Annotated in this window: 10 protein-coding genes; 7 read left to right on the top strand and 3 right to left on the bottom strand. The window is 35.9% G+C overall.

Features of this window, described 5'->3' with window-relative positions; genetic code table 11:
* The first annotated feature begins 121 nt into the window (after window positions 1-121).
* The 4 genes from IE339_RS22550 to IE339_RS22535 all read left to right on the top strand — a co-directional run bounded on the left by IE339_RS22550 (window position 122) and on the right by IE339_RS22535 (window position 4302).
* Window positions 122-1009 carry a tyrosine-type recombinase/integrase gene (locus IE339_RS22550; protein ID WP_242171983.1) on the top strand — a complete coding sequence of 296 codons (888 nt, stop codon included), beginning with the start codon at window positions 122-124 and terminating at the stop codon, window positions 1007-1009.
* Window positions 1010-1014: 5 nt separating this feature from the next.
* Window positions 1015-1659 carry a tyrosine-type recombinase/integrase gene (locus IE339_RS22545; RefSeq protein ID WP_242171978.1) on the top strand — a complete coding sequence of 215 codons (645 nt, stop codon included), beginning with the start codon at window positions 1015-1017 and terminating at the stop codon, window positions 1657-1659.
* A 106-nt stretch (window positions 1660-1765) separates the two neighbouring features.
* On the top strand, window positions 1766-2590 hold the full coding sequence (locus IE339_RS22540; RefSeq protein ID WP_242171975.1) for an alpha/beta hydrolase: 825 nt from the start codon (window positions 1766-1768) through the stop codon (window positions 2588-2590).
* Between the two features lie 689 nt (window positions 2591-3279).
* Window positions 3280-4302 (top strand): ADP-ribosylglycohydrolase family protein, encoded by a 1023-nt coding sequence (locus tag IE339_RS22535; RefSeq protein ID WP_242171972.1) that lies wholly within the window; start codon window positions 3280-3282, stop codon window positions 4300-4302.
* Window positions 4303-4645: 343 nt separating this feature from the next.
* On the opposite strand, the gene IE339_RS22530 is transcribed toward IE339_RS22535, so the two are convergent.
* The 3 genes from IE339_RS22530 to IE339_RS22520 are packed head-to-tail and all read right to left on the bottom strand — an operon-like array spanning window position 4646 to window position 7559.
* Complete coding sequence (locus tag IE339_RS22530) at window positions 4646-5056, bottom strand: hypothetical protein (protein ID WP_242171968.1); 411 nt, start codon at window positions 5054-5056, stop codon at window positions 4646-4648.
* 3 nt (window positions 5057-5059) lie between these two features.
* Window positions 5060-6946 (bottom strand): DUF6792 domain-containing protein, encoded by a 1887-nt coding sequence (locus IE339_RS22525; protein WP_242171965.1) that lies wholly within the window; start codon window positions 6944-6946, stop codon window positions 5060-5062.
* Window positions 6939-7559 carry a hypothetical protein gene (locus IE339_RS22520; RefSeq protein ID WP_242171962.1) on the bottom strand — a complete coding sequence of 207 codons (621 nt, stop codon included), beginning with the start codon at window positions 7557-7559 and terminating at the stop codon, window positions 6939-6941. The genes IE339_RS22525 and IE339_RS22520 overlap by 8 nt, the downstream gene beginning before the upstream one ends.
* Window positions 7560-8325: 766 nt before the next feature.
* Between IE339_RS22520 and IE339_RS22515 the strand changes: the two genes are divergently transcribed.
* From IE339_RS22515 to IE339_RS22505, 3 genes are all read left to right on the top strand, one after another.
* The gene (locus tag IE339_RS22515) at window positions 8326-11595 is read left to right on the top strand and encodes an S-layer homology domain-containing protein (protein WP_242171960.1); all 3270 of its coding nucleotides are present in this window, start codon (window positions 8326-8328) and stop codon (window positions 11593-11595) included.
* A gap of 239 nt (window positions 11596-11834) precedes the next feature.
* Window positions 11835-14228: an Ig-like domain-containing protein gene (locus tag IE339_RS22510; protein ID WP_242171954.1), complete on the top strand. Its 2394-nt coding sequence runs from the start codon at window positions 11835-11837 to the stop codon at window positions 14226-14228.
* A 31-nt stretch (window positions 14229-14259) separates the two neighbouring features.
* On the top strand, window positions 14260-16398 hold the full coding sequence (locus IE339_RS22505) for a cohesin domain-containing protein (protein ID WP_242171950.1): 2139 nt from the start codon (window positions 14260-14262) through the stop codon (window positions 16396-16398).
* The last annotated feature ends 312 nt before the right edge of the window (window positions 16399-16710 follow it).

The following is a 16710-nucleotide window of genomic DNA, read 5'->3' as shown; positions in this document are numbered from 1 at the left end:
ACAGAAGGAAGAAAGTTATATTTTTAAAATTAACTAATTTAGGGGTCATGTATAAGAAATTAAAAATTAGTAAACAATAAAACTAAGTAAATCTTTAAAGAAGGGGTGAATTTTTATAAAAGTGCAGGATAAATATTGGGAAAGTAGTTGTGATGCTATTTCTTTATCCAGTAGACAGGTACTGAATGAGTATTTATTAAGTCTAAAGCTTGAAAACAAAGCGGTTGCAACCATTATTAAATACCGATGGTTTTTAGAAAAGTTTTTAAAAGATTGTCCTCCATCTTTAGAAGATATATCGTCGGAGTTTATTCGGAAGTGGTTAGATGTGTTTTCCATAGATAAGAAACCTAGAACAATCGACCTCGTATTAGCCACTTTATCCTCTTTTTTTACTTTTTGCCTCAACGAAGAATACATTGAAAACGCCGTAATGAAAAAACGTTGGCGTCCTCAAATCCCAAAATCGTTACCCAAGTATCTAGATGACGTCGAATATGTCCGTGTAAAGCGAGTATCAGAATATTTACCTCTAAGGGATCGAGCTATTATCCTATTTCTTCTATCATCTGGCTGCCGTGTATCGGAATTATCCAATTTAAACATTGAAGATATTCACTTTGAAAGCCGAACGGCAGAGGTGACTGGGAAAGGGAAAAAGATTCGACATATTCATTTTTCTCAAAAGTGTGCTTTCGTGTTAAACGATTATCTCCGAACACGTTTGAGCAAAGTCACTGATCCACTTTTCATGAATAAATTCGGCAACCCCCTATTAACAGGAGGGATTAGAAAAGTAGTACGAAAAGCGGGAATAGAAGCAGAGTTTAATCAAAGTTTCCATCCACATTGCTGTAGACATACGTTCGCGACTAGAATGTTGGCCCGTGGTGCAGATCTCCAGTTTATAGCCGATGAAATGGGCCATTCAGATCTTAATACGACAAGAGGTTATGCCCGAATACCAACAGAAGATATGATTTTAAAATATCACAATATCATGGGGTGAATGGTATGAAACCTACAGCTCAAGAAGCGTATTTTAATGATCAAGGTCGTTTTAGTCCTGAAACCGTACAATCTTATAAGATCGCTCTTTCTCAATTTTTCTCTTATTGTGACAAGCCGATTGAAGAGGTGAAGGCAAAAGGTATTCGGAATTGGCTAGCTAGCCTCAATGAAAAAGACTTAAAGCCAAGAAGTATTCAACTGAAGTTATCTGCGGTTAAATCCTTTTATCAATACTGTTTAGACGAAAACATCGTCAACATAAATCCAACTCTTAAAATTCGTACTCCTGCCAAAGAGGATTCCCTTCCTTATTATTTAGATAAAAAGCAAATAGCTTTACTGCAAGAGTTGGTTAGAGAAAATATTCGAGATCGAGTTATCGTGGAATTTTTATATGTTACGGGTGTTCGCATTAGTGAAATGTTAAATATTAAGTTAGAAGATGTGAAATGGGGTAGTAGACAAATCTGGATTCGAAAAGGAAAGGGAAATAAAGAGAGGTTTGTACTATTTAGCTATGATTGTGCAGAAAGACTAAGGGTATACCTGGACCAACGTAAGGTAGCAAGTGTTTATTTATTTGCTAATCATAAAGGACGATACTTGTGTTGTAGTAAGGACTCTTATCTAATGGAGAAGGTATTTTAAAGTTAACAACATGCTAGTAAATGTGTTTTAGCACATCAATTTTAATAGATTAATAAGGATTATTTAGGTATAATATTACATATTATGAAATAAAAAGGAGAGTAATATGCACCTAAAAAAATACCTGCTTGTTTTGTCTATTTTATTAATTACCTTCTCAACTGTATTCATCGATTTTAAGCCTGTAAAAGCAGCAAGTGGACCGGTTCCTACGCTATTTGTTCATGGTTATGGAGGTTCTGCTGACACATTTAATAGAATGATCAAGCGTTTTGAATATAATGGATGGGGAACAAAGACGCTAACATGTACGGTTTCTAAAAAGGGTACAGCTTCTTGTAAAGGGTCTCTTTCTACCAAAACTAAACATCCGCTTGTTCAAGTTATTTTTGAAGATCCTACGGCTTCACTTCAAGATACAACATTTTGGTTCACAAGGGTTTTAAAACTATTAAAAGAAAAATACAAAGTTACGAGCTTTAATATTATTTCACATAGCATGGGTGGAATAGTTAGTACAAAGTACATTGAAGACACTTCTAAAAATGATTGGTACCCGAAGGTTAACCGAATTGTTACGCTAGGTTCACCATTTGGTGGCGTATCCTTGATAGGGATTTATAAAAAGTTAGGTGGTCCTGCTTCTAGGGATTTACTGATAGGATCAAAAGCCTTAAGCAAGATTCAAGCAAACGGGAAATATTTTTATAAAAATACGAAGATGCTTTCTGTTGCGGGAAGATTAAACCCAAATGAAATGGGAGATGGTCTAGTGGAATGGAAAAGCGCCATTGCTAGTAAGAAAATTGTTCCTAAGAAAAATTTTGAAGAATATCATTTCATAGACTTTCAAGCATCACATAGCGGTTTACATGAAAGTAAAACAGTGGATAAAAAAGTAGGGAATTATTTATGGGGATATACAAGGTAAGAACTCCCTTTTATATGTTGAGCTTGTTTACCTTCCAAAAAAGCTTTCTAGTCAGCGTGCTAGAAAGCTTTTTAATATAGGTGTCGCCTTGAATTAAACTTGATCACCATTCCATTCACCGTTAAAATAAATGAAATTGTCCTTAAAAGGAGAGATTGACTTACTACAGTTTTAGTATAAATATTTTCTCAAAATGAAACGTGTGGATTAATCTTTTTCTGTAGAACAACCATTTTTAACTAACCTTTTCTTATATAGTAAGGATATGACAAAGAGATGAGTAGATAAATAGAAGCAATAGTGAAAACAATGAAAAAGAAAGCGTTATGGGCAAGTTCGATTTTGGTGTTATCTGTATGTACATTTAGTCTAGGAGCGCTCGTTGCACTGAAGCTAAGCCTGTATTTTAACGATAAGTAGCAAAAGATAGGGCTGAAGATGATCAATAATAAGCCGTATGTGCGCCTATCCGATGTTACAATATTATTTGATGAGAAGCTTTCGTATGATAAGAAAACCAATTCATGCCGCATAACGTCAAGGCTTATAAAGTCCCAGCTTCGACTACGAATAAGTCGTTTACGGTAAAGGCAGTGGGAACGTCAGGGCCAATGAAGTTATCCATTACTAAGGCTACATTAGCACCATCATACTAGATAGTAGATTAAATGAAAAAGCAGGTGACGGTATTGAGTAAGAGTTCATTAGAAAGACGTTGGGATGCAGATGATCGTAGTTATTTAGCAATACGTATAAAGGAAAGGTTAATTCCAACCATTATGGGTGGAGTCATTGCAGATGCGATTGGTGTTCCGGTTGAATTTATGGGACGAGGAGGATTTAACGTCATGGGGATGACGGGTTATGGAACGTATAACCAACCTCCTGGAACGTGGTCTGATGATACGACAATGACGCTTTGCTTAATGGAAAATCTTATTGAAGGTCAAGATTTAGAAGAACTGATGAAGAAGTTTGCGGCTTGGCGCGACCATGGATACATGACGCCTCATGATCATATGTTTGATATTGGCCGAACAACAGAAGAGTCAATTGAACGATTTTTGACTGGCTTTTCCTCAGACCAATGGGGGGGAGGGAAAGTAAGCGATAATGGAAACGGAGCATTGATGAGAATTTCTCCACTTGTGTTTTTACTATGGAATGAATATGACTTTAAAAAGCGATTGGATCTTGTCGAAGAAATTGCTCATGTGACGCACAGACATCCACGCTCAACGGTAGGATGTGTATTATATATTGAATTTCTTTTTGCCCTATTTAATAATAATGAGCCTCTAAAAGCATACGAACAAGCAGTTAGAGTTTGCTTAAGAGATTTAAAAGGTACCAAATACGAAGATGAGTTTCCTGCCTATGAGCGCGTATTGAATCTAAGTATTCCACACCTAGAAAAAGACGAGATTGTGTCGGATGGCTACGTAGTTCATTCATTAGAAGCAGCGCTTTGGAGCTTTTTTAAGCATGATAACTATCGCGATATCGTATTAGAAGCAGTGAATCTAGGTGGAGACACGGACACGATTGGCTTAATAGCTGGGACCATGGCAGGAATGTATTATTATGAAGATGGGCTTCCAGAAGAATGGCTAAACGAGCTTGTCAAAAAAGATGAAGTGCTGGACCTTTGTAAGCGATACTTGGATCTTTGTGTTGAAAAAGCGATTGCGAAAGCAGAGGCAGAGGGCTGATTTTAAGAGCAGAAAAGAGAGACCTGCGACAACAGGTCTCTCTTTTTAGTGGTTTCGAATTTCAGCTTTCGCTTTATTATTCACTGCTATTTTGTTTTTCCTCTTCTTCTGCCTCTTTTCTTTCAGTGATCTTCTCTTGTCTAGCATTTATTGCTTCTGAGGATAGACTGTATCCAGTTAAAAGAGTGAGAAAAACTAAAATAGTGAAAAGGTAAGAAGTTTTACGTAAAAAAAATCAGTCTTTTCTTATATGTTTTCCTGTCCCATATAGTCAATAAGTTGCTTGGTGGATGAAGCAATCCAAAGACAACCCCGCAGCATCCTAAACGAAGCTGGGGAGTGTTTATTTAAACGGAGGCGTTTTTTTAGGAACGAATGGGGAAGAGGAAGAAGAGAGTGGCAAAGTAAAAGCACCTATTCGCTCTTCTAAGTAGCAGAAAGTCATGCTTTGGCTTTTCATTGCGTCCACTTGCTGATCGTAGGAGGAGATTATTTTTGTCATTTGGTCATCAACGTTTTCCAATAAAGCAAGGTGTTGAGCCGTTTGTTCGTGTGCTTTTTCTAAAATGGCATTAACAATTTCCCCCGTTGCTTTATCTTCAACTGAAATCTTCTCAAATTTTTTTTCAAGCTCATGATCAATCTTTGCGATTTCGTCTGTAATCGCTTGAAAAATCTTTGCTTTGTCTGTTAAATCTTCTTTAGGTAAAATGCGATCATAGAAACGGATCGATTTACTTTCAGATAACTCCATTTGTCATTTACCTCCTGCGTATAAGTCAAACAACATACTGACGTCATGGTCTTTCACAAACAATTTCTCAATTCCAGAGCGTGTCGACTCTAAAAACTGATTGCTTTCGGTTACAGTTTTATTGAGCTCGTCAATAATATGTGAAATATCGAGACCTGTTAACGGCTGTAAATGGTCGTGTACTTGGGCACTTTCTACTCGAATAGGGTATATGGAGAAAATATGTCTCATTAATAAATCCATATGAGCGCTTGGATTCCCTTCAATATCAGTAATCTCCGTCATTACTTTTTGCTTTTGCTGTGCAGAGTCTTCCGTCACTTCCTGCTGAAAAGCATTGCTGTACTTCGTGATTAGCGTGCTTTTTTCTGTTAGAGACGCCTGTCCTTCTTGGTACATGCGAACCGCTGCTGAAATGTTAATCTTAATCTCTTGGTTTTTTCCAGACATTAAGATCATATCTCCGCCAATATAGGCCTTGTTTTCTCCTATTGCGAGGGCATTTAGTATTTCGTTAATGCTGTGGCCTTCTCCAATGATCTTCATTGCAGGGCCAAGCGCCTTATTTAAATTCTCAAAGCTCTTCGCTAATTTCTTCGCATCATTAAACAATCGAATTCCAGACCCAATGTCTCCGCCTAAAACCGATGTTTCATATCCAGAAGCCGCCAGATCTCGAGTGGCCTGCATGTCACTAATCGACTGCTCCATATCATCTAAAATCTCTTGAATATTGTTCATTTCCTCTATAGCAACCTTTTTTTGATCAGCGGAAATGTAATTTCCTTTATACAAATCATCGAAAATGGCATCGGAATTGCTTGTGACTTTTTTTACTTTGTCTAAAAGGGGAGGGAACTTTTCGTTTACGTCTTCGATCATATCATCGATTTCTTTACTGCCTGTAAAATAGGTTTTAATCCCTCCCCAGATGCCATCGCTTTCTTTGAATTTAGTTACCAGATCCATATTGACGCCTGTTAGTTTTTGAATAATTTCATTATTGCTTGCATTCTTTCCGTACATATCAGCGTATTCAATTGCTATTTTCTGAAGGTCTGCCACCTCGCTATCAGGCATTTTCCCCATTAATGACTGAAGGCCGGGATGTTCGGCGTCCGTATCGATTACGGTTACGTCACCAAGTGTAAAAAAACCACGTGTGTTACTACTGATTGCATTTAACGGATCATCGGACGAAATTAATTGATGAACGTTGGCTCCTTTTTTTCCGTAATACGAGAGGGCAAAAGATTTTAGTTGATCAGGGTTAACGTCGTATACTTTTCTTTCATCGCCGTAATCGATGTTAAACTCTTTGTTGACCTTGGCACGAAACGTGGCGTCCGTGTTGTATTGTTGATAGTAATTGGTTTGAGCTCCATTTGCGCTATAAATCTCATCAAACGTATTAAACATAAGCTGTGACACGGTGTTGTTGTTGTGAGCTAGTGAATGTGATAGCCCAATCATTTTCGCATCCGTGTCCATCTTAGATTCCTTCATAAATTTTTCTTTTGCTTCTTGGGCGAATATATCCGTATTTTTGGCTTGACTATTTTCTTTTCCCGCTTGCATAGCACGAATATTGTAGGTCCAATCATCAAGCTGTGCTGAACCTTGAGAAATCACGTATATTTCGTTTGTGTTTTTTTCTTTGGAGTAAAAATGAATGGCTGTACCATCATAGGAAGAGGGGATGTCACTGTTTACTTTCTTTAAGTCGGAAGAACGGACAACCTGAACAGAAATGGGTAATTTCTCTCCGGTTTCCTCCATATAAATCCGTTGTACTTCCGCACTAAATTGTTCATTGCTCATATCTTGATACTGCAGATTTGTTAATCGAAGCCGTAATTCGTCCGTATCCAATACTTGTTTGTCACTCATTTGATTTGCTGCTTTCTTTACTGAATTTTATAGAAGAGAAAATGTGTAATGCTTGTTCTTTAGCGTCTTCATTAACCTCACATTTCGTTGCACGATCACATTCGACAGAATAGATTGCTTCAATGCCACCTTTTCCTGTAGTAGGATGAATATAGGCACCGTATCCATATGCGTCCTGGTCAATTGTAAATGGAGCCCAATGAATGATAGCAGCATTTGTTTTTTCCTCTTGGAAGGGCTCCTTCATATCAGCCTGGCTTTTTAAAAATTTTAAGGAATAGCTAATTCCTTTCGCTGTGTTAGACGTTTCTGCATTATAGCTCAAACTTAAAGAAGCATTCGGAAGATCTTTGTTTTTAATTCCGGCTAAAAAAGACTCTGTCTTACTTTTCTCATTTGAATAACCTTCTTCAGAAATCGATCCGTCTTTCGGAAATAACATCGTATAGCGCCCAGTTTTTGAGTCAAACGTATAGTACCCCTTTTCAGATTCATCTGTAGATTTCATAAATCCCTTCGTAAATGAATCTTGAAGGGCTCTGTCCTTTGGTAAGTCTTCTGCCTTCAACTCACTAGGCTTTTTCTCCATTGGTTCATTTCCACCATTGCTCATTTGGCATCCTCCTAACAGTAGACCGCTTACTAAACAAAAGAATAGATGTTTTTTTCGTTTAAACATAGGTTGCCTCCAGTGTTATCGATTCTGGCTGCACACTCACTATACTTCTTTGTATACAGCGCTCACATCAATTGTAAAATGTTTTTCCGTTTTTTTACATAAGTCAATTTTCGTGAAAGGCAACACGATTTGAGTCCATGTGCTCACTTAATACCCTTTTTTTACAAAAAAATAAACGCTAGGTTCGTTATTTTTACTAGAGTAAATTGTTTAAATAACGAACCTAGCATCAATAGAGGAAAGAATAAAATGTTGTAGCTGTTTGGCCCCCTGACTTCCCTCAATTTATTTTTTCGTTTACCTAATTACTTATTTGACCACTAACTTTATCTAAAAAGTTAATTTAATGAGATGACCTTCTTCTTTGTATGAAGGTTTGATATCTGAGAAGTTGTTTTGGTCTTTTTATCATATCAACCTTTAATGGAGAAATTATAAGAGAAGTTCTAGATACTATTTCTAAAGGGTTTTTCTACGTATTTAAAATAGTAAAAGTTAGCAGTCCTCTTTTTATGAATATTGATTCCAATTAACTATTTGTGAATCTTTTTGACTATAAATAATGATGACGAATTTATCTTTTAATAGTATAATTATCCTGTTTTGGTAATGTTTTAGATTTAGTGATAGGGGTGTGAATTAGTAAATTCAAATTGTAAATAAATTATGTTAGTTAATTTTAAAAATAGGAGAAAATTTTATGTTGAGAAGAAAAGTAAAGAAGTATGTTTCTTTAATGTCAGTACTGTTGCTTCTAATTACTACGTTGCCTGTTTCTCTTTTTTTAGGTATTAATGGAGCATATGCTACCAGTTTCCCTACTCCTTCCAGTGAAGACTTTGAGAACCCACCTGGCGAAGTAAAAAACGGTGGTGTGTTTGGAGACTGGGAAATTGGCTTCATAACCAATGATGGTAAATTGGATGAATTTGGTTTTTTATCAATTGAAGAAGAAAATAGATATAATCACATACTAGATGCCTATAATTTAATTTCCAGTAGATATTTGGCTATTAAACCTCATAGAAACGCTAACTTTAGTCTAGAATCTCTTAAAGTTATTAATAATAATAGTATTTCTTACAATGTAGTAGGGTATAAATCTGGATCACCCGTTTTAGGAGCCATTCAAACGTTTGATGATACTATAAAAATCATTTCTTTTCCAAGTAGCTCATGGGGTGATATTGACGAATTTCGTATTGAAAGAACAGACGGAAGTGAGGATATAAATCTTCAACTTGATAATATTATCGTTACTGATCCAATAATATCTTCACAAACTCCACAAGTCTCTCAAATGGGAGGAGCAGTAACAGTTGAAGGTGATTTAAAGTATGGTTCAACGCTATCAGCGAATGTGAGCCAAATAACTTATAGCCCTTCGACAAATAGTGATCAGCCCACTTATCAGTGGTATCGTGGAGAAGAAGCTATTGAGGGAGCAAAAAACAATAGCTATACGGTGACTGAACAAGATATTAATCATCAGTTAAGGGTTAGGATAAGTGCAGATGGGACAAATGCAACAGGATATGTAGAAAGCGGGCTAACACCTAATATAGAGAAGTCTGAAGGTCCTCAAGCTCCAGTTGCACCCGTAGAAGAAAGTACAACATCACATAGCATTACCTTAAAATATATAGAAGGTCAGGAATATAGTAAGGATAATGGAGCAGTATGGCAAGATAGCTCGACATTCAATAATCTTGATTCAAGTACACTCTATACATTTATTACGAGAGTTAAAGAGACAGAATACCAGAAATCATCTGAATTTAGTTTGGCTACCGTAATTGAGACAAAAGAAGCCGTTTTACCAGAGATTGCAGGAGATATTTATATTGAAGGTAGTGCAAAATATGGAGGAGTTCTATCAGTAAACCTTGATAATTTAACGTACCATCCTGACACAAAACTTGATCACATATCATATCAATGGTACCAGGACTCCACTCTTATTACTGGAGCAACGAATGAAACTTATGTAATTACTAAAAACAACATAGGTAAGAAGATGAAGGTTAAAGTGATGTCCGACGGGATAAATGCTACAGGGAGTTTAGAGAGCCAGCCAACAGATAATATTGAAAAAGCTGACGGACCCGATGCTCCAATGGCACCAGAAGTAAATAGTAAAACGTCAACATCTATTAAGTTAAAAAGTAATAATGATCAAGAGTATAGCATAGATAATGGTGAAACATGGAATGAAAATGCCTCTTTTCTAAACTTAATACCAGGTACAGAATACAAGTTTATTTCGAGAATAAAAGAGACAGATACAACAAAAAGTTCAGCAAATAGTAATCAAACTATTATTCCAACAAATGATGTATACACGATTACTTATAACGGAAATAACCATACTAGTGGATTGCCTCCCGCGGACATTAAAAAATATGAGGAAGGTAGTACAGTCACAGTAATTGGAAATACAGGTCGTATGGCTCGTTCAGGTTATCAGTTTATGGGATGGAATACGTCTGTAGATGGTTCGGGAAGTACTTATCAACCAGGTTCGTCTTTCCAAATGGGAACGAATAATGTCACTTTATATGCAAAATGGAAGAAGGACTTAACTGGAAGCAATGCAGGTGCACCCGTAATTAATCCTTCTCAGCCAGGTACTGAAATTATTACAGCACCAATAGAAACCGGCGGAGTTGGCTCAGGAACGATTGTAATGAACATGCCAATTACGCGCACTACAGATTCAAACGGAGTTGTAAAGGATAGCGTTGATATGAATTTGGAGAGAGCTAAAGGAACCATTAAAAGCGTTCTAGAAGCAGGCCAAACAACTGCTCGCCTTGTAATTCCAGATGAGAAAGATGTAGTCTCAGAAGTGACTGTTAATGTTCTTAAAGAAGCAGTAAAAGAAACAGCAGATAAGGATGTTAATCTAGAAATTTTTACAGACAACGGTCGAATTCTTGTTCCTCAAGAATCACTAGATAATTTTACAAATGACCTTTATTTCCGTATTACTCCTGTAAAAAAAGAGGAAAAGAAAAAAGAAATAGAAAATCGTGCTAAGGTAGAAGATATAGTTAAACGAGTAACAGGTGATAGTTTAGTTACCGTAGTTTCACGACCAATAGAAATTGATACAAATATGCAAAGTAGACCTGTTACGCTTATCTTACCTCTAAGAGATTTTCAATTACCGGATGACAAAAAACAGGAAGAATTTCTATCACATTTGTTTATTTACATTGAGCATAGTGATGGAGAGTTAGAATTGGTGAAAGCAAAGGTAGTTGAGTTCAAACAGGGACAATTAGGGCTAGAGTTTAATGTTAATAAGTTTAGCACTTTTACTATCCTCCATGTGGAAAACCTAAAAGAAAACCGTCATAAGGGATACATTAGAGGGTATGAGGACGGCACATTTCGACCTAATAACGTGGTAACAAGAGCACAAGCAGCTATGATGATTGCTAAAAATATGGGGTATGAAGATGTAAAGTTTAAGGGAAATGATCCATTCTTAGATGTGAAAACTACTCATTGGTCAGCAGGGGCAATTGAGTTTGTAAAAACAAGAGGAATGATGCAAGGCGATCATTCTGGATATTTCCATCCTAACGTGCCAATCACACGTGCTGAATTGGCAGTCATTATAGCTCGATATAATAAGTTAGCGTTACCATCTGAAACCGAAAGTAGCATCGCTTTTTCAGATATTAAAGGTCATTGGGCAATGACTGCTATTGCTTCTGTTAAAATAGCAGGCCTTATTAGTGGATATCCAAACGGAACATTCCGTCCCAATAGTTATGTCAATCGGGCAGAATGTGTAAAGATGATTAACCGTATGTTTAATCGAGGCCCATTGTATGGCATTAATAAATTAGCTTTTAAAGACATCCAAACGAATCATTGGGCATTTGCTGAAATATCGGAAGCAAGTCAGGATCATGCTTATATATATCGAACAACAGGTGGAGAAGAGATAGTAGAGTGAAAATATAGGGAGAACAAGTTTAAGAATGAAAAATCATTTTTAAACTTGTTCTTTTTTTTATGGAATTTAAAGACCTTAACATATTTAACTAAGAAATTTAAAGTTCAAAAACACGAAAAAACATATCGACAACACAATATATTTTAGGTATAAAGAAATAGGTACAAAGAGTTATCGTGTTGGGTTTATTGATGTTTTATGGGATGAAAAAAAGTCGTTAAAAGGGGGAGTGGAAGAAAATGAATCGATTAAGTAAACAGAGGAAAAAGATTGTAATGGCTAGCATTTTAGCTTTATTATATAGTTCTTATATCCCGCAAGATAAGGAAATACATGCTGACGATATTCCTCAAAATGTTTCGGTTTCTAATGATTTGAACTGGTTGAAGCCAAGCCTACAAGTGAATAAATCGGTAATGACTGTGGATTTAAGCAATCATTTTCCTCTAAATGGGAACGAAATAGAGTATAAGGCAGTATCCAGCAATAATAATTCAGTGGAGGTTACAACTTCTACTAATTATTTGATTTTGAATATTAAATCAAAAGGAAAGTCAACGATTGTGGTATCGGCTAAAGATGAAAATAGTCAGTCCATAGAAGATACTATTGAGGTTAGTGTAGATCCAAAAGGGGACGCTGACGGGGATGGTATTTTAACCTCAGCAGATATATTAATCGTAAATCAAATTATAAGTGGCAAAAAAATAGTCACCGAAGAGGAAAAGAAAAAGTATGATATTGATGGTGATGGTGTTATTACCCGAAATGATGCTATTAAGATTAAGGATATTTATCTGGCGGGGCCTAACTACACACCAACATTTGATAGTTATTTTATAACTCTTAATGATGTAAATGATGTTCCAATAGCTTCTCAACTCGGTATTAATGGAGAATTAATAGTTGGTAGGACGTTAACAGGAACGTACACATACCAAGATATAGAAGGGGATCGTGAAGATCAATCTCTTTATAAATGGTATAGAAGTACCAAGGCGGATGGTTCTGATAAAAAGGAAATTGAAGGAGCAAATCAATTAACATATACCTTAAGTGCAGAAGATCAAGAGTCCTATATTTTCTTTGAGATAGTTCCTGTCGCCTCCACGGGAAATGTGCTGGGGAATGCGGATATGAGCACGACAAAAAATAAAGTAAAAGCAAACGAAGCGCCAACAGCCACAAACGTCACTATTCATGGGACAACGAAAGTGGGAAATACGTTAACAGGTCAATATGTATACAGTGATTCAGAGAATGATAATGAGGCAAACTCAACGTTTAAGTGGTATCGAGCAACGCAGGCAGATGGGTCTGACAAGATTGAAATAGTGGGAGCTATCAAATCGTCATATACAGTTTCAAGTGAAGATGAGGGGTATTACATCTTTTTTGAAGTGACACCGCTAGCAACTACAGGGAGTGTCCAAGGAAATCCGAGTATGAGTAATGCTACAGAAAAGACAAAAGCAAACGAAGCGCCAACAGCCATAAACGTCACTATTCATGGGACAACGAAAGTAGGAGATACGTTAACAGGTCAATATATATACAGTGACCCAGAGAATGATAATGAGGCAAACTCAACGTTTAAGTGGTATCGAGCAACGCAGGCAGATGGGTCTGATAAGGCTGAAATAGTTGGAGCTACACAATCCACATATACATTAACAAGTAAGGACAAAGATTATTACATCTTCTTTGAGGTGGTACCAGTGGCATCTACAGGCACCACACATGGATGGGCAGTCATGGCTTCTTCTACCGATACGGTGACAGAAAACATACCAGCACTCTCAGTTACATCACTTAGTCCAGTTAATTTTTCTACTAGTATTAGTAACACAGCAGATTTCACTATTACTTTTGATAAAAATGTTTCTCCAACCACAAAGAAAATTAGGATTATATCGGAGCGTACTGGAACATCAGAATATGCAGCTAACGATTCACGCTATATAAAAGTACAAGGTAATACAGTTACTATTACTAACCCAGGACTTCTTCATAACGAAAAAGTGTATATAGAAATAGAAGAAGGCGCATTTAAGAGCGAGGACGGGGCAGAATTTGATGGAATTATAGGAGATTCTACATGGAGTTTTACTACAGTAAATCCAAGTCCTTCACCATATTTCTCAGAGTACTTAAATGGTGGAGATGGACGTATTGCTGTTGAAATCTATGCACCTGTATTTGGAAATACAGAGGATAAAATGACTGGGTATACGCTAGAAGTATACAAATGGTCTTTGGCAAAAAACGTTATGGAAAGTTCTGAGGTAAAACAAATGCTCCCTTGGTATAAAGGAATGACTTATATTTTTATTAACAATATATTTTATGACTACTTTGATCTTACAAATGCGAGTTACTATAACGATGAGATTAATGGATACAATAATTTAATTTGTGGATTTGTTTTGAAAGACGCAAGTGGAAAAGTTGTTGATACTTTAGGAAGCACTACTAATAGGTTTCCAGACCAGCAAACCAAAAGCATTTTTGAAAACGGTGGAACTATTACTAGAAAATCTGGAATACATGCAGGTAGCTCTAATTACAGCTTAAAAGAGTGGAATGTTTTCTCTAAAGGTACGTATCAATACATGGGTACACATACGCCTTAATTAAAATAAAAGAGAAAGGAGGAGTTTTTATATGAGAATTAAACGATATACAAAATTATGTTTAATTATGGTTTTGATAATAAGTTCTACATTTTTTAATTTTGGTAGTAGAAGTAAGGCAGACAATGTGAATAGGCACTTAAAGGTCATAATAGATACTGTCTCGAGTAGACAGGGGCAGCAAGTGACTGTACCAGTTTCCATAAAAGATGTTGGAGAGGGAATCAGCTCCTATAATTTGCAATTGGACTATAATCATGATGATCTAGAAGTAGTCTCGATTTCTTCAGGTTACGGCAGTATATTGTCGAACTGTTACAACCAAGATGAAGGATGTTTCTATTCAAGCTTTAATAATTCAGAAGGTTGGTTGAGAGCAGTGTGGAATGATCCTACTGGTGGAGATCATCCTATCCAATCTAATCAGAGTTTATTTAAGGTTGTATTTAAAATAAAGGGGAAATCTCTCGGAGCAAAGCCTATTACTATTGATGAAACTAGGGACACGAATATTCTATTTTTAAATAAATACGTCCAAAAAATTCCATTCTATTTAATGGAAGGAAAGGTCATAGTACAAGGAGACAATTCAGATAATGGAAAAACTGAGGATAGAGATTCGACAGGAATTCCTAATGTGAAGGGTCCAACTGCTAATGTAACTATTTTTCGCCAGACAGAAAATAATAAAAAACTTGATCAAGTAGTAATGAATAGAGATACTACTGATAAAACCATCGAAACGGCAATTAAATCTAAACAAGATATTATTAATATTCGCATTCCAAATAGGATAGACGATCTAGCTGATGAAACGACTGTGAATGTTTTGAAGCCATCAGTTAATCAATTGTCAATTAATAATATGAACTTAAATATTCAAACAAATGAAGTAAATATTCAAGTCCCTAAACAATCTATTCAAGGGTTAAATGAGGGAACAAATGATTTGTTTTTTCGTATAGTACCTATTCGTAAAGAGGATGAAAAAAAGCAAGTAGTAGAAGAAACGTTAAATGCAGAAGTAGTAAAAGAAGCAGCTGGAGGCAAGGAAGTTCAGGTGCTTGAAAAACCAATGCGGATAGAAACAAATTACAAAAGTCAAAAAACATTTGTTACATTCCTATTTAAAGATATTATTTTCCCAAGAGATAAGGAGGAAAAAGAGAAATTCCTAAAGCAGCTTGCAGTATTTGTTCAACATAGCGACGGCGAAAAAGTTATTCAAAGAGGAACCATTAAATATGACGAAGAAAATAACCCTATTGGTATTGAAATTCCATTACTAAAATTCAGTACATTCGCTATTATTGGACTACCAAATGGCAAACCAGTAGCTAATAATATAAAAATTTCTGGAGATGGTAAAGTGGGAGCAACTTTAACCGCTTCTTATACTTATACGGACGTGGAAAATGATCAAGAAGATACATCTATTTTTAGATGGTACCGCTTGAATGGGGGAAATAATGAAAAAAGAGAGTTAATCAAAGGTGCTAATAAAATTTCTTATACCCTGACAAAAGTTGATAAAGGAAAGTATGTTGGTGTAGAAGTAACTCCGGTTGCCAAAACAGGAGAGGAGCTAGGGCAATCTTCATCTAGTTTACCTGTAGGCCCTATAGGTCCCCAAACTATACCAAATAGTTCGCCTACGGTAAAAAATCTAAAGATTAATGGCCAACCAATAGTAAATCAAGTATTAAAGGTTACTTATACTTACCAAGATAAAGAAAATGATAAACAAGGGGAGTCATTGATTAAGTGGTTTCGAGTATCACCTAAAACGAAAGCTAAGCAGTTAATCAAAGAACAAAAAGGAACTATATATAAGCTTTCAGAGAAGGATCAAGGTGCATATATTGTCGTCGAAGTGACTCCTATAGCTGTAGCAGGAGTCAAATTAGGAACACCTGTTACAAGTTCCCAAACATCAATGGTTATATTCCCCCTTGGGAACTTGCAACTCAGAGGGTTAAAAGATTTAAAGATGGCCAACCATTTGGCTTATTTAATCAAAACGACTTATCAAGGTAAGAATATAAAAATAGTTAAGAAAGGTCAATATTATCAAGTAAGTGCAGATTTTATTAATAAGAAACGTGCGGAAAATGTCGGTGAGGATATGAAAAAAAACGGAAGAATTAAGAGCTATATTCTTAGCAACTAATGATATGTACCCAAATAAAAGATACTGTAGACGATAATATCTACGGTATTTTTTATTGTCTGGAATCTCTATCTTACTGTTTGAAAGCTTAATAAGAAGAGAGCAAGAGTAACGATTCTGTTTATAGAACAACCATTTATGGTCAATCATTTCTTGTATAGTAATAATGTTATAAATAAAGGATTAGATAAAACAGAAGTAATGACAAGGAAAGAAATTGAAAATTTTAGGACAATAATTTTTTCTGTTGAAAGGAGTCAGAAACTATTCTGATTCTTTTTGTATTTTTTATTAAACAAACGTTTATTTAAA

This window comes from Priestia koreensis (assembly GCF_022646885.1).
Taxonomy (GTDB): Bacteria; Bacillota; Bacilli; order Bacillales; family Bacillaceae_H; genus Bacillus_AG; species Bacillus_AG koreensis_A.
The sequence above is the reverse complement of the archived record's forward strand: the minus strand, read 5'-3'. Positions and strand labels throughout refer to the sequence as shown.

What these genes read in the sequence shown, in the direction of transcription:
- IE339_RS22545 (WP_242171978.1), top strand. Translation starts at nt 1,015, where the DNA reads ATGAAACCTACAGCTCAAGAAGCGTATTTTAATGATCAAGGTCGTTTT.
- IE339_RS22540 (WP_242171975.1), top strand. Translation starts at nt 1,766, where the DNA reads ATGCACCTAAAAAAATACCTGCTTGTTTTGTCTATTTTATTAATTACC.
- IE339_RS22530 (WP_242171968.1), bottom strand. Translation starts at nt 5,056, where the DNA reads ATGGAGTTATCTGAAAGTAAATCGATCCGTTTCTATGATCGCATTTTA.
- IE339_RS22525 (WP_242171965.1), bottom strand. Translation starts at nt 6,946, where the DNA reads ATGAGTGACAAACAAGTATTGGATACGGACGAATTACGGCTTCGATTA.
- IE339_RS22520 (WP_242171962.1), bottom strand. Translation starts at nt 7,559, where the DNA reads ATGAGCAATGGTGGAAATGAACCAATGGAGAAAAAGCCTAGTGAGTTG.
- IE339_RS22515 (WP_242171960.1), top strand. Translation starts at nt 8,326, where the DNA reads ATGTTGAGAAGAAAAGTAAAGAAGTATGTTTCTTTAATGTCAGTACTG.
- IE339_RS22510 (WP_242171954.1), top strand. Translation starts at nt 11,835, where the DNA reads ATGAATCGATTAAGTAAACAGAGGAAAAAGATTGTAATGGCTAGCATT.
- IE339_RS22505 (WP_242171950.1), top strand. Translation starts at nt 14,260, where the DNA reads ATGAGAATTAAACGATATACAAAATTATGTTTAATTATGGTTTTGATA.